Origin of the sequence: Allobrachymonas wangyanguii (assembly GCF_045055315.1) — a bacterium.
Classification (GTDB): Bacteria; Pseudomonadota; Gammaproteobacteria; order Burkholderiales; family Burkholderiaceae_C; genus Brachymonas; species Brachymonas wangyanguii.
Genome location: NZ_CP173677.1, coordinates 1,765,401 through 1,785,896, shown reverse-complemented (window position 1 = coordinate 1,785,896; position 20,496 = coordinate 1,765,401). Strand labels below are relative to the sequence as shown.

General features: G+C 63.6%; 18 protein-coding genes and 1 pseudogene. 2 read left to right on the top strand and 17 right to left on the bottom strand.

Annotated elements, in window-relative coordinates:
• Positions 1 to 43: 43 nt before the first annotated feature.
• From ACI3EV_RS08690 to ACI3EV_RS08625, 14 genes and pseudogenes are all read right to left on the bottom strand, one after another.
• Positions 44 to 1,017: pseudogene (locus ACI3EV_RS08690) on the bottom strand (branched-chain amino acid ABC transporter permease).
• Between the two features lie 18 nt (positions 1,018 to 1,035).
• A complete protein-coding gene (locus tag ACI3EV_RS08685; RefSeq protein WP_337690548.1) occupies positions 1,036 to 1,920 on the bottom strand; it encodes a branched-chain amino acid ABC transporter permease in 885 nt (294 codons plus the stop codon).
• 99 nt (positions 1,921 to 2,019) lie between these two features.
• Positions 2,020 to 3,231 (bottom strand): ABC transporter substrate-binding protein, encoded by a 1,212-nt coding sequence (locus ACI3EV_RS08680; protein WP_405198068.1) that lies wholly within the window; start codon positions 3,229 to 3,231, stop codon positions 2,020 to 2,022.
• 99 nt (positions 3,232 to 3,330) lie between these two features.
• Positions 3,331 to 4,089 (bottom strand): ABC transporter ATP-binding protein, encoded by a 759-nt coding sequence (locus tag ACI3EV_RS08675; RefSeq protein ID WP_337692186.1) that lies wholly within the window; start codon positions 4,087 to 4,089, stop codon positions 3,331 to 3,333.
• Between the two features lies 1 nt (position 4,090).
• Complete coding sequence (locus ACI3EV_RS08670; protein ID WP_405197985.1) at positions 4,091 to 4,861, bottom strand: ABC transporter ATP-binding protein; 771 nt, start codon at positions 4,859 to 4,861, stop codon at positions 4,091 to 4,093.
• Between the two features lie 67 nt (positions 4,862 to 4,928).
• The gene (locus tag ACI3EV_RS08665; RefSeq protein ID WP_329772027.1) at positions 4,929 to 5,855 is read right to left on the bottom strand and encodes a LysR family transcriptional regulator; all 927 of its coding nucleotides are present in this window, start codon (positions 5,853 to 5,855) and stop codon (positions 4,929 to 4,931) included.
• 38 nt (positions 5,856 to 5,893) lie between these two features.
• Complete coding sequence (mmsB, locus tag ACI3EV_RS08660) at positions 5,894 to 6,790, bottom strand: 3-hydroxyisobutyrate dehydrogenase (RefSeq protein WP_337692188.1); 897 nt, start codon at positions 6,788 to 6,790, stop codon at positions 5,894 to 5,896.
• A 67-nt stretch (positions 6,791 to 6,857) separates the two neighbouring features.
• The gene (locus ACI3EV_RS08655) at positions 6,858 to 8,372 is read right to left on the bottom strand and encodes a CoA-acylating methylmalonate-semialdehyde dehydrogenase (RefSeq protein ID WP_337692189.1); all 1,515 of its coding nucleotides are present in this window, start codon (positions 8,370 to 8,372) and stop codon (positions 6,858 to 6,860) included.
• Between the two features lie 444 nt (positions 8,373 to 8,816).
• A complete protein-coding gene (locus ACI3EV_RS08650) occupies positions 8,817 to 9,794 on the bottom strand; it encodes a branched-chain amino acid ABC transporter permease (protein ID WP_329772030.1) in 978 nt (325 codons plus the stop codon).
• Between the two features lie 18 nt (positions 9,795 to 9,812).
• A complete protein-coding gene (locus ACI3EV_RS08645) occupies positions 9,813 to 10,697 on the bottom strand; it encodes a branched-chain amino acid ABC transporter permease (RefSeq protein WP_337690548.1) in 885 nt (294 codons plus the stop codon).
• Between the two features lie 99 nt (positions 10,698 to 10,796).
• Positions 10,797 to 12,020, bottom strand: a complete 1,224-nt coding sequence (locus ACI3EV_RS08640; RefSeq protein WP_405198067.1) for an ABC transporter substrate-binding protein — start codon at positions 12,018 to 12,020, stop codon at positions 10,797 to 10,799.
• A 118-nt stretch (positions 12,021 to 12,138) separates the two neighbouring features.
• Entirely contained in the window at positions 12,139 to 12,876 is a 738-nt protein-coding gene (locus tag ACI3EV_RS08635; RefSeq protein WP_405197984.1) for an ABC transporter ATP-binding protein, read from the bottom strand.
• Between the two features lie 22 nt (positions 12,877 to 12,898).
• Positions 12,899 to 13,669 carry an ABC transporter ATP-binding protein gene (locus tag ACI3EV_RS08630; protein ID WP_337692152.1) on the bottom strand — a complete coding sequence of 257 codons (771 nt, stop codon included), beginning with the start codon at positions 13,667 to 13,669 and terminating at the stop codon, positions 12,899 to 12,901.
• Positions 13,670 to 13,894: 225 nt separating this feature from the next.
• Positions 13,895 to 15,061, bottom strand: coding sequence for a nucleotide sugar dehydrogenase (locus ACI3EV_RS08625; RefSeq protein ID WP_337692151.1), 1,167 nt, complete (start codon positions 15,059 to 15,061; stop codon positions 13,895 to 13,897).
• A 174-nt stretch (positions 15,062 to 15,235) separates the two neighbouring features.
• Between ACI3EV_RS08625 and mgtE the strand changes: the two genes are divergently transcribed.
• The gene (mgtE, locus tag ACI3EV_RS08620) at positions 15,236 to 16,609 is read left to right on the top strand and encodes a magnesium transporter (protein WP_337692150.1); all 1,374 of its coding nucleotides are present in this window, start codon (positions 15,236 to 15,238) and stop codon (positions 16,607 to 16,609) included.
• 9 nt (positions 16,610 to 16,618) lie between these two features.
• Here the strand turns inward: mgtE and ACI3EV_RS08615 are convergent, their stop codons facing one another.
• Positions 16,619 to 17,335 carry an NAD-dependent deacylase gene (locus tag ACI3EV_RS08615; protein WP_337692149.1) on the bottom strand — a complete coding sequence of 239 codons (717 nt, stop codon included), beginning with the start codon at positions 17,333 to 17,335 and terminating at the stop codon, positions 16,619 to 16,621.
• Between the two features lie 97 nt (positions 17,336 to 17,432).
• Between ACI3EV_RS08615 and ACI3EV_RS08610 the strand changes: the two genes are divergently transcribed.
• The gene (locus ACI3EV_RS08610; protein WP_329771076.1) at positions 17,433 to 18,122 is read left to right on the top strand and encodes a phosphatase PAP2 family protein; all 690 of its coding nucleotides are present in this window, start codon (positions 17,433 to 17,435) and stop codon (positions 18,120 to 18,122) included.
• Between the two features lie 3 nt (positions 18,123 to 18,125).
• Here ACI3EV_RS08610 and phnE read toward each other — a convergent pair whose 3' ends face one another.
• Positions 18,126 to 19,697, bottom strand: a complete 1,572-nt coding sequence (gene phnE / locus ACI3EV_RS08605) for a phosphonate ABC transporter, permease protein PhnE (protein ID WP_337692148.1) — start codon at positions 19,695 to 19,697, stop codon at positions 18,126 to 18,128.
• Between the two features lies 1 nt (position 19,698).
• Positions 19,699 to 20,493, bottom strand: coding sequence for a phosphonate ABC transporter ATP-binding protein (locus ACI3EV_RS08600; protein WP_337692147.1), 795 nt, complete (start codon positions 20,491 to 20,493; stop codon positions 19,699 to 19,701).
• Positions 20,494 to 20,496: the final 3 nt, after the last annotated feature.

Sequence of the window (20,496 nt, the reverse complement as noted above, 5' to 3'; positions counted from 1 at the left end):
GGGTTGGTGCATGCCTGCATGCAGGCCTCAGTCAGGAGCCGGTTCAGGCTTTCTTCCTGAACCGCTCCACAAAGGCCAGCCACTCGCCCACCATGCCACGGCGGAACAGCATCACGCAGATCACGAAGATGAAGCCGATCACCAGATTGACCTGCTCACCGAGGCTGTTGAACCAGTTCACGCCGGTCAGGTTGGCCAGGAAGTTGCCGATGTTGCCCAGGCGGTTCTCCAGGATCACCACGATGGTGGCACCTACCACCGGGCCCAGCAGCGTGCCCATGCCGCCAATCAGCGTCATCAGGATCACCAGACCCGACATCGACCAGTGCACGTCGGTCAGCGTGGCAAAGCCCAGCACCACCGTCTTGGTCGCACCGGCCAGGCCGGCCAGCGCCGCCGACAGCGTGAAGCACAGCAGCTTGAAGCGGTCCACGTCATAGCCCAGCGAGATGGTGCGCGGCTCGTTCTCCTTGATCGCCTTCAGGATCTGGCCGTAGGGCGAATGCACGGTACGGTAGATCAGCAGGTAGGCGGCCACCACGATGGCCAGCACCACGTGTACATGGTGAAGTCGTTGTTCAGGTCCAGCACGCCGGCAATCATGCCGCGCGGCACGCCTTGCAGGCCGTCCTCGCCGCCGGTGAACTTGGCCTGCAGCGCGACGAAGAAGAACATCTGCGCCAGCGCTAGCGTGATCATGGCGAAGTAGATACCCTGACGGCGGATCGCGACATAGCCCATGATGACGCCGATGACGGTGGCAAAGGCGGTACCGGCGATGATGCCGATGACCGGATCGGGAATCACCTGGGTCATGACCCAGCCGGTGATGTAGCCGGCGCCGCCGAGGAAGGCGGCGTGGCCGAAGGAGAGCAGGCCGGTATAGCCGAGCAGCAGGTTGAAGGCGCAGGCAAACAGGATGAAGCACAGCAGCTTCATCATGAACACGGGGTACACCATGAAGGGTGCAGCCAGTGCCAGTAGCAGGAGGATGGCGTAGCCGATGGTCTTGTTCATTTGGAATACCTTCTGCAATTACTTCTCTTTGCCGAACAGTCCCGCGGGGCGGAACATCAGCACCAGCACCATGATGACGAACACCACGGTGGTAGAGGCCTCGGGGTAGAACACCTTGGTCATGCCCTCGATCACGCCCAGCGCCAGGCCGGTCAGGATGGAGCCGAGGATGGAGCCCATGCCGCCGATTACTACCACGGCGAAGACGACGATGATCAGGTTGGAGCCCATCAGCGGGCTGACCTGCAGCACCGGGGCCGCCAGCACGCCGGCAACGGCTGCCAGTGCCACGCCCAGGCCGTAGGTCAGGGTCACCATCAGCGGCACGTTGATGCCGAAGGCCTCGACCAGCTTGGGGTTCTCGGTACCGGCGCGCAGCAGGGCGCCCAGACGCGTCTTCTCGATGATGAACCAGGTCGCCAGACAGACGGCGAGAGAGGCAACCACGACCCAGGCGCGGTAGTTGGGCAGCACCATGAAGCCGAGGTCGGTGGAGCCGCGCAGCAGTTCGGGGGCGCTGTAGGACAGGCCGGAGACACCGTAGTTGGTGCGCAGCAGGCCTTCAATGATGAGCGTGATGCCGAAGGTCAGCAGCAGGCCGTAGAGGTGGTCCAGCTTGTAGAGGTGCTTGAGCAGCAGTTTCTCGATCAGGATGCCGATGAAGAAGACGATCAGCGGCGAGAGGAACAGCATGACCCAGTAGCTGAGTCCCAGGTATTGGCCGCCCATCCAGGCGAGCATGGCGCCGAGCATGAACATGGCGCCGTGGGCGAAGTTGACGACGTTGAGCAGGCCGAAGATGACGGCCAGGCCGAGGCTGAGCATGGCGTAGAAGGAGCCATTGACCAGGCCGATCAGCAGCTGGCTCAGGATGCCTGCCAGGGGGATGCCGAATATTTCCATGGGAATGTGCAGTATTCAGGGGGAGAGGGGGCCGGGCGCGATGGCCCGGCGCGTCAGCGGACTGCCGCCAGTGCGGCAGCCGCGGGATCGTCAGTCAGATCAGGACTTCTTGAGCAGCGAGCACTTGGACTCGGCTACCGGGGTGAAAGCGTCTTCGCCGGGTACTTCCTTCAGGGTCTTGTACAGATCCCACGGGCTGGTGGACTCGGCCGGGGTCTTCACCTGGACCAGGTACATCGGGCGCATCAGTCGGCCGTCTTCACGGATCTTGCCGTCCTTGACATACATGTCGTTGATCGGGTTGGACTTCAGGTACTCCATGATCTTGGTGCCGTCGGTGGTGCCGGTTGCCTTGACAGCGTTCAGGTAGGCCGTGGCGGCAGAGTAGTCGCCGGCCTGCACGAAGCTCGGCGGACGCTTGATCTTTTCCTCAAAGCGCTTGGAGAAGGCGGTGGTTTCCGCGTTCTGGTTCCAGTACCAGGGTTCGGTCAACAGCAGGCCCTGGGCGCGGTCGATGCCAAGAGCGTGGATGTCGTTGATGTAGGCCACCAGTGCCGCCACCTTCATGTCCTTGTTGATGCCGAAGTCCAGCGCAGCGCGCACGCTGTTGGTAAAGTCGGCACCCGCGTTGGCCAGTGCCAGCACCTGGGCGTTGGACTGCTTGGCCTGCAGCAGGAAGGAGGAGAAGTCGGAGGCACCCAGCGGTGCACGCACAGAACCCAGCACCTTGCCGCCGCCAGCTTCCACCACGGCTGTGGTGTCCTTCTCCAGCGAGTGGCCGAAGGCGTAGTCGGTGGTCAGGAAGTACCAGCTCTTCAGGCCCTGATCCAGCAGCGCGCTGCCGGTCACGCGGGCCAGCGACACCGTGTCAAAGCCATAGTGGATGGTGTAGGGCGTGCAGTCCTCGTTGGTCAGGCGCGCCGTGGCAGCACCGACCGAGAAGAACGGAATCTGCTTTTCTGCAGCCAGCTTGGCCGTGGCCAGCGCGACGGCCGAGTTGGTACCGCTGATCAGCACCGTCACGTTCTGCTGGTCCACCCACTCGCGTGCCTTGGACAAGGCAATGTCGGCCTTGTTCTGGTGGTCGATGCTGACCAGCTCGATCTTCTTGCCCAGCACTTCGCCGCCAAAGTCGTCGATCGCCATCTGGATCGCTTCGGCGCCGGCCTTGCCGTCAGCATCGGCATAGACGCCAGACATGTCGGTGGTAAAGCCGATGCGGATCACGTCGCTACTGGCCGCGGAAGTGGTTGCTGCACCGCCGGAAGCTGCAGTCGAGGTGCCGGCCTGTTTGCCGCATGCAACCAGCATCAGCACGGAGGCGGCGATGGCAGTGAGAGCGGAAGCTTTCTTGAGTTTCATGGTGATGTCTCCTATTGTGTAGTAATAAATACCGGATGAAAAAACGTATCAGACGCCGAGCAGCTGGTTGAGCACGGGCATCTTTTCCTGCAGCTGGTCAGCGGAGAACTGCTCGATGATCTCGCCGTGCTCCATGACGTACATGCGGTCGGCCAGCGGAGCGGCAAAGTGGAAGTTCTGCTCCACCATCACCACCGTGTAGCCCTTGGACTTCAGCATGGTGATCATGCGCGCCAGCGCCTGCACGATCACCGGGGCCAGGCCTTCGGAGATCTCGTCGAGTAGCAGCAGGTTGGCCCCGGTGTGCAGGATGCGGGCCACGGCCAGCATCTGCTGCTCGCCACCCGACAGGCGGGTACCGGGGCTGTTCTTGCGACGTTCTAGGTTGGGGAACATCTCGTAGATTTCCTTGGTGTGCATGGGCGGCTGCGGCTGCTTGCTGCGCACGCGCGGCGGCAGGTAGAGGTTCTCCTCGCAGCTCAGGCTGGCGAAGATGCCGCGTTCTTCCGGACAGTAGCCCACGCCCATGTGGGCAATGCGGTAGGTGGGCATGCGGATGGTTTCCACGCCATTGACCTTGATGGAGCCACGGCGCTTGCCGGTCAGGCCCATGATGGCGCGCAGGGTGGTGGTGCGACCGGCACCGTTGCGGCCCAGCAGGCTGACCACCTCGCCCTTGTTCACGGTCAGGTTGACGCCGTGCAGGATATGCGATTCGCCATACCAGGCGTGCAGGTCGCTGATTTCCAGCACCGGGGCGCCGGTGGCGGCGTGGCTGGCAGCAGTTTTCTCGATTACGGCTTCCATCTCAGTGGGCTCCTTGCAGTTCGCCGGCAGTGGTGCCCATGTAGGCCTCCATCACCTGGGGGTTGCTGGACACGGCGGCGTAGTCGCCCTCGGCCAGCACGGCACCGTGTTGCAGCACGGTGATGGTGTCGGCAATGGTGGAGACGACCTTCATGTTGTGCTCGACCATCATGATGGTGCGCCCGGCAGAGACCTGCTTGATCAGGTCGGTGACGTGACCGACATCCTCGTGGCCCATGCCCTGGGTCGGTTCGTCCAGCAGCATCAGCTCGGGCTCCATCGCCAGGGTGGCGGCGATTTCGAGGGCGCGCTTGCGGCCGTAGGGCAGGTTGACGGCGAGTTCATCGGCGAACTGGTCCAGCTTGACTTCGGCGAGCAGCTGCATGCAGCGGTCGTTGAGCTGGTTCAGCACCTTTTGCGGACGCCAGAAGTGGTAGGAGACACCGAGCTTGCGCTGCATGCCCAGGCGGACGTTTTCCAGCACGGTCATGTGCGGGAAGACGGCGGAGATCTGGAAGGAGCGCACGATGCCCTTGCGTGCGATGGAGGCAGGTTCCTCGCCGGTGATGTCCTGGCCGTTGTAGATGATCTGGCCGGAGGTGGGCTTGAGGAACTTGGTCAGGAGGTTGAAGCAGGTGGTCTTGCCGGCGCCGTTGGGGCCGATCAGGACGTGGATGTCACCGCGCTGTACCTGGAGGTTGACCTTGTTGACCGCCACGAATCCCTTGAATTCCTTGGTCAGGTCCCTGGCTTCGAGAATGATGTCGCTCATCGTGTGTAATCCTTCTGTCCACAGGACGGAAAATGCCTGGCGGGGCAGGAGTGTGTTGTCGGGTACTTCATGGCATGACCCATTGGATGGTCTTGGCGGTGCCCATCAGGTAGTCCTGGTTGGCGTCGGCCACCTTGCGCAGGTACTCCCAGAGCACCTTGACCCGGGCCAGTTCGCGGCGGTCTTCCGGCGCGGTCAGCCAGAAGGTGCGCGTGACCTGGATCTCGTCCGGCAGCACGGGTACCAGGTTCTGCACGGTATGCGCCAGGAAGCAGGGGAGGAAAGCCAGACCGACACCGGCCTGCACTGCCTGGAACTGGGCAATCACGCTGGTACTGGAAAAGCAGGGCTTGACCGATGGCAGCCAGTCATGCAGTGTGAATTGCTGGCTGGTGAATTTCAGGTCGTCCACGTAATCGATCCAGCGATGCTGTTCCAGGTCACTGAGGGTCGTGATGGGGGCGTGGCGATCCAGGTATTCCCGCGTGGCATAAGGCAGCAGCCGATAGTCACACAGCCTGGAGGTCACGAACTGGTCGTTGCTCGGCCGTTCCAGCGATACCGAGGCGTCGGCTTCACGCTTGGACAGATTGATATTGCGTGGCATCGGCAGCAGCTCGACCGAGATGTTCGGATAGCGTGCGCAAAAACGGGCCAGATGCGGAGACAGGAAATAGCTGCCAAAACCTTCCGTCGCTCCCAGGCGGATATCGCCTGTGAGCGAGGTGAGATCATTGAAGACTTCGGATTCAATGGCAGCAATGGATATCTCCATCTTCTCCACATGCTCCAGCAACCGGTGGCCGGCAGCCGTCAGGCGGTGGCCCTGCGAGTTGCGATCGAACAGGCGTGACGCAATATCCTTTTCCAGCTGATGCAGGCGACGTGAAATGGTCGACTGGTCAATGCCCAGCAGGACAGAAGCATCCAGTGCCGATTGCGCACGCGCCACGGCCAGGAATATTTTCAGGTTGTCCCAATTGAAGCTGTTCATCGTCTGTCTGCGTCAAAAATCTCTGGAAACGGAAGTCCTCAACCTGCCTTTTGCAGCAGCTGGATCACGCTGGAGCAGTCCATGCCGCCCTTGCCGGACAGGCTGTGCGCGGCGTACAGGCTGCGCGCCATGGCGCCCAGCGGCGTGCTGGCACGTACCTGCATGGCATTGTCTTGCGCCAGACCCAGATCCTTCAGCATCAGGTCGGTGCCGAAGCCGCCGGTGTAGCCGCGGCTGGCTGGTGTACCGTCCATCACGCCCGGCACCGGGTTGTATTTCTCGAGCGCCCAGTTGCCGCCGGAACTGCGACGCATGATCTCGGCCAGTGCTTTCGGATCCAGGCCATTGGCCATGCCGAGTGCCATCGCTTCGCTGGTGCCGATCACCAGGATACCGAGCAGCATGTTGTTGCAGATCTTGGCGGTCTGGCCAGCGCCAATGGCACCGGCGTGGAAGATGTTGGCGCCCATTTTTTCCAGCAGCGGACGGGCACGTTCCAGCGCCTGGTCCGGACCACCGACCATGAAGGTCAGGGTGCCGGCAGCGGCACCGGCGGTACCGCCGGAGACCGGGGCGTCGATGAAGTCGTAGCCCTTGGCCTGGGCCGCGATGCCCACTTTCTGCGCGCTGGCAGCTGCGATCGTGCTGCAGTCGATGATCAGCGCACCGGCTGGCAGGATGTCGAGCAGGCCGGGGTGGCCGTCCTTGCCGAGGTACAGGGCTTCGACGTGGGCGCTGGCGGGCAGCATGCTGACGACGACGTTGGCCGTGCTGGCAGCGTCAATCGCGCTGGTGGCGATACTGACGCCTTCGGCCTTGACCGTGTCGCAGGCGGCCTGGGACAGGTCAAATGCCTTGACCGTGTGGCCGGCTTTCTGCAGGTTGATGGCCATGGGGCCGCCCATGTTGCCGATACCGATAAATGCGATGTTCATGACATTTCCCTAGGTGCTGATCCGGAGGCGAGCCCGGCTCGCCTTCAGGGGTTCATGGTGTGGCGGATCAGGACTTGTCCGACACCGGGTTGAACGCCAGGGAAACGTCTGTTGGTGCGGCGGCCGCATCAGGCCAGCGCTGGGACACCGTCTTGAACTTGGTGTAGAAGCGCGCCGCATCCGGGCCATACAGGTGGCCATCACCAAACTTGGAGCGGCGCAGGCCACCGAAGTTGAAGTAGGACACCGGCAGCGGCACCGGCACGTTGACGCCGATCATGCCGGCTTCGACTTCGTTCATGAAGCGGTGCGCCGACTTGCCGTCACGCGTGAAGATCACCGAGCCGTTGCCGTAGTCGTGGGCGTTGGTGATGGCGATGGCTTCATCCAGCGAGGCGGCGCGCATGATGCCACGTGCCGGGCCAAAGATTTCTTCCTTGTAGAATGTCATGTCCATGGTCACGTGATCGAACAGCGTGGGGCCAATGTAGTAGCCATTGGCGTGACCCGGAATCTGGATGCCACGGCCGTCGATGACCAGCTCGGCACCGGCGTCGATCGCCTCGGCGATGGCCTTTTCCACGGCGTCCTTGGACTGGGCCGACACCACGGCACCGAAGTCTGCCTTGGGATCGTTGTAGGGGCCGATATGCAGCGCCTTGATCTTCTCGATCACTAGCTCGCGCAGCTTGATGGCAGTTTCTTCGCCAACCGGCAGCAGCAACGAGATCGCCATGCAGCGCTGGCTGGCAGAGCCGAAACCGGCGGAGACAAAGGCTGCTGCAGCAGCATCCAGATCGGCATCGGGCATCACCACCATGTGGTTCTTGCCACCGGTAAAGGACGCCACGCGCTTGTTGTTGGCCGTGCCTTTCTGGTACACGTATTCGCCCACGCCGGTAGAGCCGACGAAGCTGACTGCGGCGATGCCGGGGTGCTCCAGCAGTGCGTCCACGACTGCCTTGTCACCGTGCACGATGTTGAACACGCCATCCGGCAGACCGGCTTCCTTCAGCAGGCGCGCCAGGATCATGGCTGCGCCCGGCACTTTCTCGGACGGCTTCCAGACGATGGCGTTACCCACGGCGATGGCCATGCCCATCATGACCATGGGCACCATGATCGGAAAGTTGAACGGAGTGATGCAACCGACCACACCGACCGGTACACGCATGGAGAAGACATCAATGCCGCCGCCGACGTTGACGGAAAACTCGCCCTTGGTGACGTGGGGTTCGTTGGTGGCAAATTCGATGCCTTCAATGGCACGGCCGATTTCGCCCTTGGCGTCGGCAATCGTCTTGCCGTGTTCGCGGCCGATGACTTCTGCAAGTTCGTCGGTGGCAGCAATCATCAGTTCACGCAGTTTGTACATCACGGCAATGCGCGTGGCATGCGAGGTCTTGGACCATGTCTGCGCGGCAGCGGTGGCGACCTGGACGGCCTGGTCCATGGTGGCCTGGTCGCCATAGGCGCAGCGTGCAATTTCTTCACCGGTGGACGGGTTGAAGATGGGGCCGGTGCGGCTGCCCTCGGGCGCCTGGATCTGTCCTGCAATGTAATGGCCGATGATGTCGCTCATGTTGTCTCCGTAAGTGGTAGTGCTCTGGTGTTCCTGAGGCAGGACGGGGCGTCATGCCTCTTGAGTACAAGCCAGGCGCGGGATGTGTCTGCTGCTTGACTCTGTCATTATTCTGAAACAGCGTTTCTGCATCCCAATTGCACTATTTTCACCTCTCATATGCATATATGCATAATCAACTCGGGTTTTCCTTGATTTGCAAGAGCGTTTCGGACCAATATTGAGTAAGAAACTCGGGTTATTGCTGATTTTTTGCCTATGTTTTCCGCAAAATTACGGGTGTCGCTTTCCATTACGGAAGTGGAGCCTAGGGAAAACGATAGTGGTTGGCGGAGAGGGAAATCCGTTTTTGCTCCTGAATTGCTGCGGTGCACATAAGGCATCCGCCAGTTTTCCATTAAAAAACCCCGCCGAGGCGGGGTTGTATCGTCAGTTCGAAAAGGGTCAGGTCGGGCGCTTCCTGAACCGCTCCACAAACGCCAGCCACTCGCCCACCATGCCACGGCGGAACAGCATCACGCAGATCACGAAGATGAAGCCGATCACCAGATTGACCTGCTCACCGAGGCTGTTGAACCAGTTCACGCCGGTCAGGTTGGCCAGGAAGTTGCCGATGTTGCCCAGGCGGTTCTCCAGGATCACCACGATGGTGGCACCTACCACCGGGCCCAGCAGCGTGCCCATGCCGCCAATCAGCGTCATCAGGATCACCAGACCCGACATCGACCAGTGCACGTCGGTCAGCGTGGCAAAGCCCAGCACCACCGTCTTGGTCGCACCGGCCAGGCCGGCCAGCGCCGCCGACAGCGTGAAGCACAGCAGCTTGAAGCGGTCCACGTCATAGCCCAGCGAGATGGTGCGCGGCTCGTTCTCCTTGATCGCCTTCAGGATCTGGCCGTAGGGCGAATGCACGGTACGGTAGATCAGCAGGTAGGCGGCCACCACGATGGCCAGCACCACGTAGTACATGGTGAAGTCGTTGTTCAGGTCCAGCACGCCGGCAATCATGCCGCGCGGCACGCCTTGCAGGCCGTCCTCGCCGCCGGTGAACTTGGCCTGCAGCGCGACGAAGAAGAACATCTGCGCCAGCGCCAGCGTGATCATGGCGAAGTAGATACCCTGACGGCGGATCGCGACATAGCCCATGATGACGCCGATGACGGTGGCAAAGGCGGTACCGGCGATGATGCCGATGACCGGATCGGGAATCACCTGGGTCATGACCCAGCCGGTGATGTAGCCGGCGCCGCCGAGGAAGGCGGCGTGGCCGAAGGAGAGCAGGCCGGTATAGCCGAGCAGCAGGTTGAAGGCGCAGGCAAACAGGATGAAGCACAGCAGCTTCATCATGAACACGGGGTACACCATGAAGGGTGCAGCCAGTGCCAGTAGCAGGAGGATGGCGTAGCCGATGGTCTTGTTCATTTGAAATACCTTCTGCAATTACTTCTCTTTGCCGAACAGTCCCGCGGGGCGGAACATCAGCACCAGCACCATGATGACGAACACCACGGTGGTAGAGGCTTCGGGGTAGAACACCTTGGTCATGCCCTCGATCACGCCCAGCGCCAGGCCGGTCAGGATGGAGCCGAGGATGGAGCCCATGCCGCCGATCACTACCACGGCGAAGACGACGATGATCAGGTTGGAGCCCATCAGCGGGCTGACCTGCAGCACCGGGGCGGCCAGCACGCCGGCAACCGCAGCGAGAGCCACGCCCAGGCCGTAGGTCAGGGTCACCATCAATGGCACGTTGATGCCGAAGGCCTCGACCAGCTTGGGATTCTCGGTACCGGCGCGCAGCAGGGCGCCCAGGCGCGTCTTCTCGATGATGAACCAGGTCGCCAGACAGACGGCGAGAGAGGCAACCACGACCCAGGCGCGGTAGTTGGGCAGCACCATGAAGCCGAGGTCGGTGGAGCCGCGCAGCAGTTCGGGGGCGCTGTAGGACAGGCCGGAGACACCGTAGTTGGTGCGCAGCAGGCCTTCAATGATGAGCGTGATGCCGAAGGTCAGCAGCAGGCCGTAGAGGTGGTCCAGCTTGTAGAGGTGCTTGAGCAGCAGTTTCTCGATCAGGATGCCGATGAAGAAGACGATCAGCGGCGAGAGGAACAGCATGACCCAGTAGCTGAGTCCCAGGTATTGGCCGCCCATCCAGGCGAGCATGGCGCCGAGCATGAACATGGCGCCGTGGGCGAAGTTGACGACGTTGAGCAGGCCGAAGATGACGGCCAGGCCGAGGCTGAGCATGGCGTAGAAGGAGCCATTGACCAGGCCGATCAGCAGCTGGCTCAGGATGCCTGCCAGGGGGATGCCGAATATTTCCATGGGAATGTGCAGTATTCAGGGGGAGAGGGGGCCGGGCGCGATGGCCCGGCGCGTCAGCGGACTGCCGCCAGTGCGGCAGCCGCGGGATCGTCAGTCAGATCAGGACTTCTTGACGAAGCTGCACTTGGAGTCGGCCAGCGGGGTGTAGGCTTCCTCGCCTGGCACGGCCTTCACTTCCTTGTAGTAGTCCCAGGGCTCCTTGGACTCTTCGGGCGTCTTGACCTGCATCAGGTACATGGTCTGCATCAGGCGGCCGTCTTCACGCACCTTGCCGTCCTTCACGAACATGTCGTTGATCGGCGTGCTCTTGATCACTTCCATCACCTTGTCACCGTCGGTGGTGCCGGCGGTCTTGACGGCGTTCAGCCAGGTGGTGGTGGCAGAGTAGTCAGCCGCCTGCAGCATGCTCGGCATGCGGTTGAACTTCTCGTAGAAGCGCTTGGCGAACTTGCGCGTGTCGTCGTTCTGGTTCCAGTACCAGCTGGTGGTAGCCAGCAGGCCCTGTGCGTCCTTCAGGCCCAGTGCGTGCACGTCGTTGATGAACACCAGCAGGCCGGCCAGCTTCATGTCCTTGGACAGGCCGAACTCGTTGGCCGCCTTCACGCTGTTGATGAAGTCGCCACCGGCGTTGGCCAGGCCCAGCACCTGGGCCTTGGACTGCTTGGCCTGCAGCAGGAAGGAAGAGAAGTCGGAGTTGCCCAGCGGCACCTTGACTGACCCCAGCACCTCGCCGCCGCCCGCCTTCACGATGTCGGCGGTATCCTTCTCCAGCGAGTGGCCGAAGGCGTAGTCAGCGGTCAGGAAGTACCAGCTCTTGTCGCCACGCTCGATCAGCGCCTTGCCGGCTACGCGTGCCAGCGCCACGGTGTCATAGGCGTAGTGCACGTTGTAGGGCGTGCAGTCCTCGTTGGTGATGCGGGCAGAGCCGGCACCGATGATGAAGTAGGGCTTCTTCTTCTCGGCCATGATCTTGGCCGTGGCCAGGGCGGTCGCGGAGTTGGTGCCACCGATCATCATCTGCACGTTGCTCTGGTCCAGCCACTCGCGTGCCTTGGAGGCTGCGATGTCGGCCTTGTTCTGGTGGTCGGCGCTGACCAGCTCGACCTTCTTGCCCAGCACTTCGCCGCCAAAGTCGTCGATTGCCATCTGGATCGCTTCGGCGCCAGCCTTGCCGTCCACGTCGGAGTAGACGCCGGACATGTCGGTGGTGAAGCCAACGCGGATCACGTCACCGCCAGCGGCCGGAGCGGCTGCCGTGGCGCCGCTGGCACCGGATGCTGCCGGAGCGGTGGTGCTGGCCTGCTTGCCGCAGGCAGTCAGCATCAGGATCGATGCAGCGATCGCGGTCAGGGTAGCGGTTTGCTTGATTTTCATGGTGTGTCTCCTGGGGTGTGTAATTGGAGTGCGTGGGTGAAAAAATGGGAAAAAGAAGGTGGGTGGATCAGACGCCAAGCAGCTGGTTGAGCACGGGCATCTTTTCCTGCAGCTGGTCAGAAGAGAACTGCTCGATGATCTCGCCGTGCTCCATGACGTACATGCGGTCGGCCAGCGGTGCGGCGAAGTGGAAGTTCTGCTCCACCATCACCACCGTGTAGCCCTTCTCCTTGAGCATGGTGATCATGCGTGCCAGTGCCTGCACGATCACCGGCGCCAGGCCTTCGGAGATCTCGTCGAGCAGCAGCAGGTTGGCGCCGGTGTGCAGGATGCGCGCCACCGCCAGCATCTGCTGCTCGCCACCGGACAGGCGCGTGCCCGGGCTGTTCTTGCGACGCTCCAGGTTGGGGAACATCTCGTAGATTTCCTTGGTGCGCATCGGCGGCTGCGGCTGCTTGCTGCGCACGCGCGGCGGCAGGTACAGGTTCTCCTCGCAGCTCAGGCTGGCAAAGATGCCGCGCTCTTCCGGGCAGTAGCCCACACCCATGTGGGCGATGCGGAAGGTGCGCATGCGGATCGTCTCCTCGCCATTGATGCGGATCGAGCCACGGCGCTTGCCGGTCAGGCCCATGATGGCGCGCAGCGTGGTGGTGCGGCCGGCACCGTTGCGGCCCAGCAGGCTGACCACCTCGCCCTTGTTCACGGTCAGGTTGACGCCATGCAGGATGTGCGATTCGCCATACCAGGCGTGCAGGTCCTTGATCTCCAGCACCGGGGTGGTGCTGCTGCTTCGGGTGGTAGACACGGGTTCGGTCACGGCTTGCATCTCAGTGGGCTCCCTGCAGTTCGCCGGCAGTGGTGCCCATATAGGCCTCCATCACCTGGGGGTTGTTGGAAACGGTGGCGTAATCGCCCTCGGCCAGCACGGCACCATGCTGCAGTACGGTGATGGTGTCGGCGATGGTGGAGACGACCTTCATGTTGTGCTCGACCATCATGATGGTGCGGCCGGCGGAGACCTGCTTGATCAGGTCGGTGACGTGGCCGACGTCCTCGTGGCCCATGCCCTGGGTCGGCTCGTCCAGTAGCATCAGCTCGGGTTCCATCGCCAGGGTGGCGGCGATTTCGAGGGCGCGCTTGCGGCCGTAGGGCAGGTTGACGGCGAGCTCGTCGGCGAACTGTTCCAGCTTGACTTCGGCGAGCAGCTGCATGCAGCGGTCGTTGAGCTGGTTCAGCACCTTTTGCGGACGCCAGAAGTGGTAGGAGACGCCGAGCTTGCGCTGCATGCCCAGGCGGACGTTTTCCAGCACGGTCATGTGCGGGAAGACGGCGGAGATCTGGAAGGAGCGCACGATGCCCTTGCGTGCGATGGAGGCAGGTTCCTCGCCGGTGATGTCCTGGCCGTTGTAGATGATCTGGCCGGAGGTGGGCTTGAGGAACTTGGTCAGGAGGTTGAAGCAGGTGGTCTTGCCGGCGCCGTTGGGGCCGATCAGGACGTGGATGTCACCGCGCTGTACCTGGAGGTTGACCTTGTTGACCGCCACGAATCCCTTGAATTCCTTGGTCAGGTCCCTGGCTTCGAGAATGATGTCGCTCATCGTGCTGCATACCGGTTGAATGTGGAACCGGCGCAGTCTACGCTGCAGAAAAGCACGACCGGACTCAGGTTTTCCCTGACAATTGCCTGAACCGTGATATGTGTGCTGAAGGCTTCGGCAGCCTTCATAGGGAGGTCTAAGGGATTACCCCTTGTGTCCGAAATTTTCCTTGTTACATTTATTAATCCGCATGGCTCATGGGGTCATGCCCCCAGGATCAGGGATTCAGTCGTTGCCGAACAGGTCGCGCGTGTAGACCTTGTGGGCCACATCGTCCAGCAGCGGGCTGTGGCGGTTGGCCAGGATCACGTCGGCCTGCTGCTTGAAGGCGTCCAGGTCGCGCAGCACGCGCGAGTTGAAGAAGTGCGATTCGTCCAGTGCCGGCTCGTAGACAATGACCTCGATGCCCTTGCCCTTGATGCGCTTCATGATGCCTTGCACGCTGGACGAGCGGAAGTTGTCCGAGCCGGCTTTCATGATCAGGCGGAACACGCCAACCACGCGCGGCTCCTTGCGGATGATTTCGTCAGCGATGAAATCCTTGCGCGTGATGTTGGAATCGACAATCGCGCGGATCAGGTTTTGCGGCACGTCGCGGTAGTTGGCCAGCAGCTGCTGCGTGTCCTTGGGCAGGCAGTAGCCGCCATAGCCAAAGGACGGGTTGTTGTAGTGCTTGCCGATGCGCGGATCCAGGCCGACGCCCTCGACGATCTGGCGCGTGTCCAGACCGTGCGTGGCGGCATAGGTGTCCAGCTCGTTGAAGTAGGCCACGCGCATCGCCAGGTAGGTGTTGGAGAACAGCTTGACCGCCTCGGCTTCGGTAGAGCCGGTAAACACCACCGGCACGTCCTGGCGCAGCGCGCCTTGTTGCAGCAGGCCGGCAAACTGGCGTGCGCGTACCGAATCTTCGCCGATGATGATGCGCGAGGGGTGCAGGTTGTCGTGCAGCGCCTTGCCTTCACGCAGGAATTCGGGCGAGAAGATCAGCTGCTCGGTGCCGAGTTCGCGCCGCATGCGGTCGGTAAAGCCGACCGGGATGGTGGACTTGATCACCATCACCGCCTGCGGTGCCAGCTGCATCACCTGGCGGATCACCACCTCGACCGAGCTGGTGTCAAAGCTGCCGGTTTCGGGGTCGTAGTCGGTCGGCGTGGCGATCACCACGTAATCGGCCTGGCGGTAGGCGTCCTGCGCATCCAGCGTGGCACGCAGCTGCAACGGCTGGTGCTGCAGGTAGTGCTCGATGTCGGCATCGGCAATCGGTGACTGGCCGGCGTTGATCAGGTCTACCCGCTGCGGCACGATGTCCAGCGCCACCACTTCATGGTGCTGGGCCAGCAGTACCGCAATCGACATGCCCACGTATCCGGTTCCGGCAATCGCAATCTTCATGGTCTTCCTTCGGCATTTGCTGCGGTGCACCAAGGTGACCGCCTGCAGGCATGGTATGAATCCGCTGTGGCAGGTTCGTGAAGGCTATTTGTCGTTTGCGTGACATGCGCTTGTCGGCTTGACAAGGGCTGTCGCGATTGGTTAGGGTGTACGGCTTTGTTCCTGAAACACCCGATGGCATCCCAACCTTCCCTGCTGAACAACAGCGAGCTGGCCGACCGCGTCGCCGAGCTGGTGCAAGACGCCTCGCCCGAAGCCTTGCGCGCGCTGCTGCGTACCCTGCACCCGGCCGATATCGCCGGCGTGCTGGAAGGCCTGCCCAAGCGGCAGCGCCTGCGCGTGGCCGCCGAGCTGGAGCCAGCGGCGCTGGGCGCGGTGATGATCGAGACCAGCGACAGCGTGCGCGAGCAGCTGATTGGCGCGACCAAGGCGCAGCGGCTGGCCGAGGCGATCCACGGCCTGGATCTGGATGCGCTGGCCGACCTGTACGACCGCTTGCCGCCGCAGGTGATGCAGGCGGTGGTGCGCGACATGAACGCACAGCGGCGTGAACGGCTGGACCAGCTGCGCCAGTATCCGGAAGACAGCGCCGGCGGCATGATGGATGCGGATGCGATCGTGGTCCGCGACGACATGCGCCTGTCGGTGGTGCGGCGCTATCTGCGCATGATGCGGCGCAAGCAGCAGAACGTGATGCCGGCGACGACCGACAGCCTGATGGTGATCGATGCCGCCGGGCGTTTCCAGGGAGTGCTGTCGCTGGTTGATCTGGTCTCGCTAGGCGGTGACAAGCTGGTGCGCGAAGTCATGGATACCAGTGTCGAGGGCGTGCCGGTGACGATGCCGGCGACCAAGGTGGCGCGCCGTTTCCGCGACCGCAACTGGGTCTCGGCACCGGTACTCGATGACCAGGGGCAGCTGCTGGGCCGGATCACGATTGACGACATGGTGGACGTGCTGGAGGAAGAGGCCGAGCACAGCGCGCTGGCCGCAGCCGGCCTGGATCAGGAATCGGACCTGTTCGAGCCGGTCGGCCGCAGCGTGCGCTCACGCGCCATCTGGCTCGGTGTCAACCTGTTCAATGCCCTGATCTCGGCCTGGATCATTGGCCGCTTTGGCGGCGCGATCGAGGCGATGGTGGCGCTGGCGGTGCTGATGCCGGTGGTGGCCAGCATGGGCGGCGTGGCCGGCAACCAGACACTGACCCTGGTCACGCGCGGCCTGGCGACCGAGCAGGTGAGCCGGCGCAACACCGGCGCGCTGATGCGGCGCGAGCTGGCCGTGGCCACGCTCAACGGCCTGTTCTGGGCGATGATCGTCGGTGCGGTGGCGCTGGTCTGGTTTGACAAACCGGCGTTGGCGGCGGTGTTTGCCATTGCGGTGTTCATCAACTTGGTCAACGGCACGCTGAGCGGCGCCATGATTCCGCTGCTGCTGCAGCGCCTTGGGCTGGACCCGGCACTGGCCGGCGGCGTGGTGCTGACCATGCTCACCGACGGCATCGGCTTTGGCGTGTTCCTGGCACTGGCGACGCTGTTCCTGCTGTAAGCCGGGCGTTCAAAGCTGCTCGAGCAGCGCCTGCACCACGCGCGGCACGCCGGTAGCGGCGCGTTCTTCCACGACGAACAGTTCACGGTCCGCCACGGACGGCCCCAGGTTCGGGTGCGGATCGATCAGCACGCAGAGCGCATCGTCCGGCGCAAATTCGACCAGCCCGGCAGCCGGATAGACCTTGAGCGAGGTGCCGATCACCATCACGATGTCGGCATCGCTGATCAGGTCCACGGCGTCCTCGATCAGCGGCACCGGTTCGCCAAACCAGACGATGTGCGGGCGCATCGGTGCGCCGGCCGGATCCTTCATGTCCGGCGGCTGGTCGCCATGCCACTCGATCACATGCGCTTCGTCATCCTGGCTGCGCAGCTTGGTCAGCTCGCCATGCAGGTGCAGCACACGGCTGCTGCCGGCGCGCTCGTGCAGGTTGTCCACGTTCTGCGTCACGATGTAGACATCGCAGGCTTCTTCCAGCGCGGCCAGGGCGTAGTGTGCCGAGTTGGGCTGCACGTCACGCAGCTGGCGGCGGCGCGCGTTGTAGAAATCCAGCACCAGCTGCGGGTCGCGGGCAAAGGCCTCGGGCGTGGCCACGTCTTCCACACGGTGGCCTTCCCACAGGCCGCCGGCACCGCGGAAGGTATCGAGTCCGCTGTCGGCGCTGATGCCGGCGCCGGTCAGCACCACGCAGCGCTTGCGGGAGGGGGTGTCCGATGTAGTCATGCCCTGATTGTGCGCGATTCCGGCGATGTCTGCCTGGCAGCAGGGCCGTGTGCAGGCCGGATAATGGCAGGGTTGCCGCTATCCAGAAGGAATCCCCATGCGCCTGCCGATCCGACGTCCCGAACCACTGCTGCTGGGCATGGCGCTGCTGGCGACCATCGGCTTGTGGCTGTTCATTGCCGTGGCCGAAGAAGTGTTCGAGGGTGAAACCGGCGCACTCGACCGCGCTATCCTGCTGGCTATGCGCGATCCTGCCAACCTGCAGCAGGCCGCCGGTCCGGCCTGGCTGGATCAGGCCGCGCGCGACATCACGGCGCTGGGCAGCACCTCGGTGCTGAGCCTGCTGGTGATCCTGGTCGTGCTGTTCCTCTGGCTGCTGGGGCGGCGCGGCATGGCGCTGTATGTGCTGCTGTCCACCTCGCTGGGCACTGGCCTGTCCTTTCTGCTCAAGGCGCTGTTCCAGCGGCCGCGCCCGGACCTGTTTCCGCACGGCGATACCGTGCTGACCACCAGTTTTCCCAGCGGCCACGCCATGATCTCGACACTGGTCTACCTGACGCTGGGCGTGCTGCTGGCGCGGCTATTGACCGAGCGCCGGCTGGAGATTTTCGTCGTCTCCTCGGCGATGCTGGTGGCGCTGCTGGTCGGGCTCAGCCGCGTCTACCTGGGCGTGCACTGGCCGACCGATGTGCTGGCCGGCTGGGCCGGTGGTGCCAGCTGGGCATTGCTGTGCTGGACGCTGGCGATGTGGGTCTGGCCGGGATTTGGTCTGCGCGACAGCCGCTGAGGCTCAGCCGGCGCGCACCAGCCAGCGCCGCAGCCAGCCACTGCCGGCATCAACCAGCAGCGACAGCAGCAGCATCGCCAGGATCACGCCGGCTGCCTGCGCGTAGTTGAACAGCGACAGCTCCACATAGAGCAGCTGGCCGAGCCCGCCGGCGCCGACAAAGCCGAGCACGGCGGCCATGCGGATATTCATTTCCCAGCGGTACAGCGTGTAGGCCAGCAGCTGTGGTGCCACGGCGGGCAGCGTGCCGTACAGGAATCCTTGCCAGCGCAGCGCGCCACTGTGCTGCAAGGCGGCGGAAGGTTGCGGCGGTGTGTTGTCCAGTGCCTCGCCATAGAGCCGGCCGAGCACGCCGGCGGTATGCAGCGCCAGCGCCAGCGTGCCGGCAAAAGCGCCCAGGCCGACTGCCAGCACTGTCAGCGTGGCCCAGACCAGTTCCGGCACCGAGCGCAGCACGTTGTTGACCATGCTCCAGAGCGGGCGTGGCCGTGCCAGCGCCAGCAGCAGCCCGAGCACGGCGGCGATCAGCGTGCCCATCACCGACATCGCCAGCGTCTCCCAGCTCGCCTGCAGAATCGTCAGCCACCAGTCCGGCGACAGGTCAGGTGGGAAAAAGCCGGCGACGAAATCGCGCATCGATTCCAGCGCGCCCTCGGCCCAGAGCAGGCTCCAGTCGATCTGCAGCAGGCGCAGGCTGGCCCAGACGCCAATCGTGCCCAGCAGCAGCGTCAGCAGGGTGCGCCAGCCAAAAGGTGCGTGCCGTGCCGCCGGTGGCGTATCGAGCCAGTGGCGCAGCCGGGACGAGAGCAGATCCGCCGCTGTGACCAGCAGCAGGAAGGCGATCAGGATGCTGGCGGCCTCGCTGCCGTTGAGCATTTTCATGGCCTGGTCCATCAGCTGGCCCAGGCCACCGGCACCGACAAAGCCCATCACCACCGAGGCGCGGATCGCGCATTCCCAGCGGTAGACGGTGTACGACACCAGTTCGCGCGCGGCCACTGGCAGCACGCCGTACAGCAGCGCCAGCGGGCGCCGTGCACCGGCATGGCGCAGCGCCAGGGCTGGCTGTTGCGGCACCGATTCCAGGATTTCGGCATAGACCTTGCCGAGCATGCCGCCGTAGGTCAGGCCCAGTGCCATGATGCCGGCCGCCGGACCGAGGCCGAACACGCGCACGAACACCAGCGCCCAGACCAGTTCCGGGATGCTGCGCAGCAGCGTCAGGATGGAGCGGCTCAGTGGGTTGCGTTGCAGCCGGGTGCGTGCCGCATTGCTGGCCAGATAGCCGAGCGGAATCGCCAGCAGCAAGGCCAGCAGCATGCCGACGGTGGCAATCGCCAGTGTTTCCAGCGTCGCCTGCCAGAGCAGGCCGAGGAAAAAGCCTTCGGTCGAGGGCGGCAGAAAGCTGCCCAGAAACAGGCCCATGGTTTCCAGGTTGGCCGGGTCCAGCAACAGGGCCGGCTGGATCTGCGCGGTGCGCCACAGCGGCCAGAGGATGATGATGGCGGCGATCAGCCAGCCAAGCCGGCGTGGCGCGGCGGGATCGCGCAAGGCGTGGTGACGAGCCTTTGCCATGTCAGCAGTGGCCCACCTGGATCGTGGCCTGGATCGGCTGTGCGGCGGGGGTGGCTTGCGGCGACTCGCCGGCATAGAGCTGTTGCAGCAGCGGCTGCGTGACTTCGGCGGCCGGCAGGTCAAAGGCGATGCGGCCTTCGCGCACGCCGACGATGCGGTCAAAGCAGCGCAGCGCTAGGTCCACCGCGTGCAGGCTGGTCACCAGCGTGGCCTGGCGCGCCCGTGCATCGTCCACCAGCAGCTGCACCGTGGCCAGCGCCAGCGTCGGGTCCAGCGCCGAGACCGGTTCATCGGCCAGCAGCAGTTCCGGTGCCTGGTACAGCGTACGGGCGATGCCGACACGTTGCAGCTGGCCGCCGGAGAGCTGGTCGCAACGGCTGAACAGCTTGTCGGCCAGTTCCAGCCGCGCCAGCGTCTGTTGCGCACCGGCCATGTCCTGGGGATACGCCAGCGACAGCAGGCTTTTCCACCACGGCCATTGGCCGAGCTTGCCGGCCAGCACGCTGGTGACGACGCGCTGGCGCGCCGGCAGCGGTGGCGCCTGGTGCACCATGCCGATGCGGCTGCGCAGCTGGCGCAGCGCGCGGCCACTGGGCACGGTTTCGCACAGGAGTCGAACCTGCCCGCTGGTGGGCACCAGCGCCGAGCCGAGCACGCCGAGCAGCGAGCTCTTGCCGGCACCGGATGGTCCGACCAGCGCCAGGCATTCACCTTGTCGGGCCGACAGCGTGATGTCGCTCAGGCCGGCATGGCCGTTGGCATAGCGCAGGCCGACCCCTTCGAGTGCGAAGGCCATGCG

What these genes read in the sequence shown, in the direction of transcription:
- ACI3EV_RS08685 (WP_337690548.1), bottom strand. Translation starts at nt 1,920, where the DNA reads ATGGAAATATTCGGCATCCCCCTGGCAGGCATCCTGAGCCAGCTGCTG.
- ACI3EV_RS08680 (WP_405198068.1), bottom strand. Translation starts at nt 3,231, where the DNA reads ATGCTGGTTGCATGCGGCAAACAGGCCGGCACCTCGACTGCAGCTTCC.
- ACI3EV_RS08675 (WP_337692186.1), bottom strand. Translation starts at nt 4,089, where the DNA reads ATGGAAGCCGTAATCGAGAAAACTGCTGCCAGCCACGCCGCCACCGGC.
- ACI3EV_RS08670 (WP_405197985.1), bottom strand. Translation starts at nt 4,861, where the DNA reads ATGAGCGACATCATTCTCGAAGCCAGGGACCTGACCAAGGAATTCAAG.
- ACI3EV_RS08665 (WP_329772027.1), bottom strand. Translation starts at nt 5,855, where the DNA reads ATGAACAGCTTCAATTGGGACAACCTGAAAATATTCCTGGCCGTGGCG.
- mmsB (WP_337692188.1), bottom strand. Translation starts at nt 6,790, where the DNA reads ATGAACATCGCATTTATCGGTATCGGCAACATGGGCGGCCCCATGGCC.
- ACI3EV_RS08655 (WP_337692189.1), bottom strand. Translation starts at nt 8,372, where the DNA reads ATGAGCGACATCATCGGCCATTACATTGCAGGACAGATCCAGGCGCCC.
- ACI3EV_RS08650 (WP_329772030.1), bottom strand. Translation starts at nt 9,794, where the DNA reads ATGAACAAGACCATCGGCTACGCCATCCTCCTGCTACTGGCACTGGCT.
- ACI3EV_RS08645 (WP_337690548.1), bottom strand. Translation starts at nt 10,697, where the DNA reads ATGGAAATATTCGGCATCCCCCTGGCAGGCATCCTGAGCCAGCTGCTG.
- ACI3EV_RS08640 (WP_405198067.1), bottom strand. Translation starts at nt 12,020, where the DNA reads ATGCTGACTGCCTGCGGCAAGCAGGCCAGCACCACCGCTCCGGCAGCA.
- ACI3EV_RS08630 (WP_337692152.1), bottom strand. Translation starts at nt 13,669, where the DNA reads ATGAGCGACATCATTCTCGAAGCCAGGGACCTGACCAAGGAATTCAAG.
- ACI3EV_RS08625 (WP_337692151.1), bottom strand. Translation starts at nt 15,061, where the DNA reads ATGAAGATTGCGATTGCCGGAACCGGATACGTGGGCATGTCGATTGCG.
- mgtE (WP_337692150.1), top strand. Translation starts at nt 15,236, where the DNA reads ATGGCATCCCAACCTTCCCTGCTGAACAACAGCGAGCTGGCCGACCGC.
- ACI3EV_RS08615 (WP_337692149.1), bottom strand. Translation starts at nt 17,335, where the DNA reads ATGACTACATCGGACACCCCCTCCCGCAAGCGCTGCGTGGTGCTGACC.
- ACI3EV_RS08610 (WP_329771076.1), top strand. Translation starts at nt 17,433, where the DNA reads ATGCGCCTGCCGATCCGACGTCCCGAACCACTGCTGCTGGGCATGGCG.
- phnE (WP_337692148.1), bottom strand. Translation starts at nt 19,697, where the DNA reads ATGGCAAAGGCTCGTCACCACGCCTTGCGCGATCCCGCCGCGCCACGC.
- ACI3EV_RS08600 (WP_337692147.1), bottom strand. Translation starts at nt 20,493, where the DNA reads ATGGCCTTCGCACTCGAAGGGGTCGGCCTGCGCTATGCCAACGGCCAT.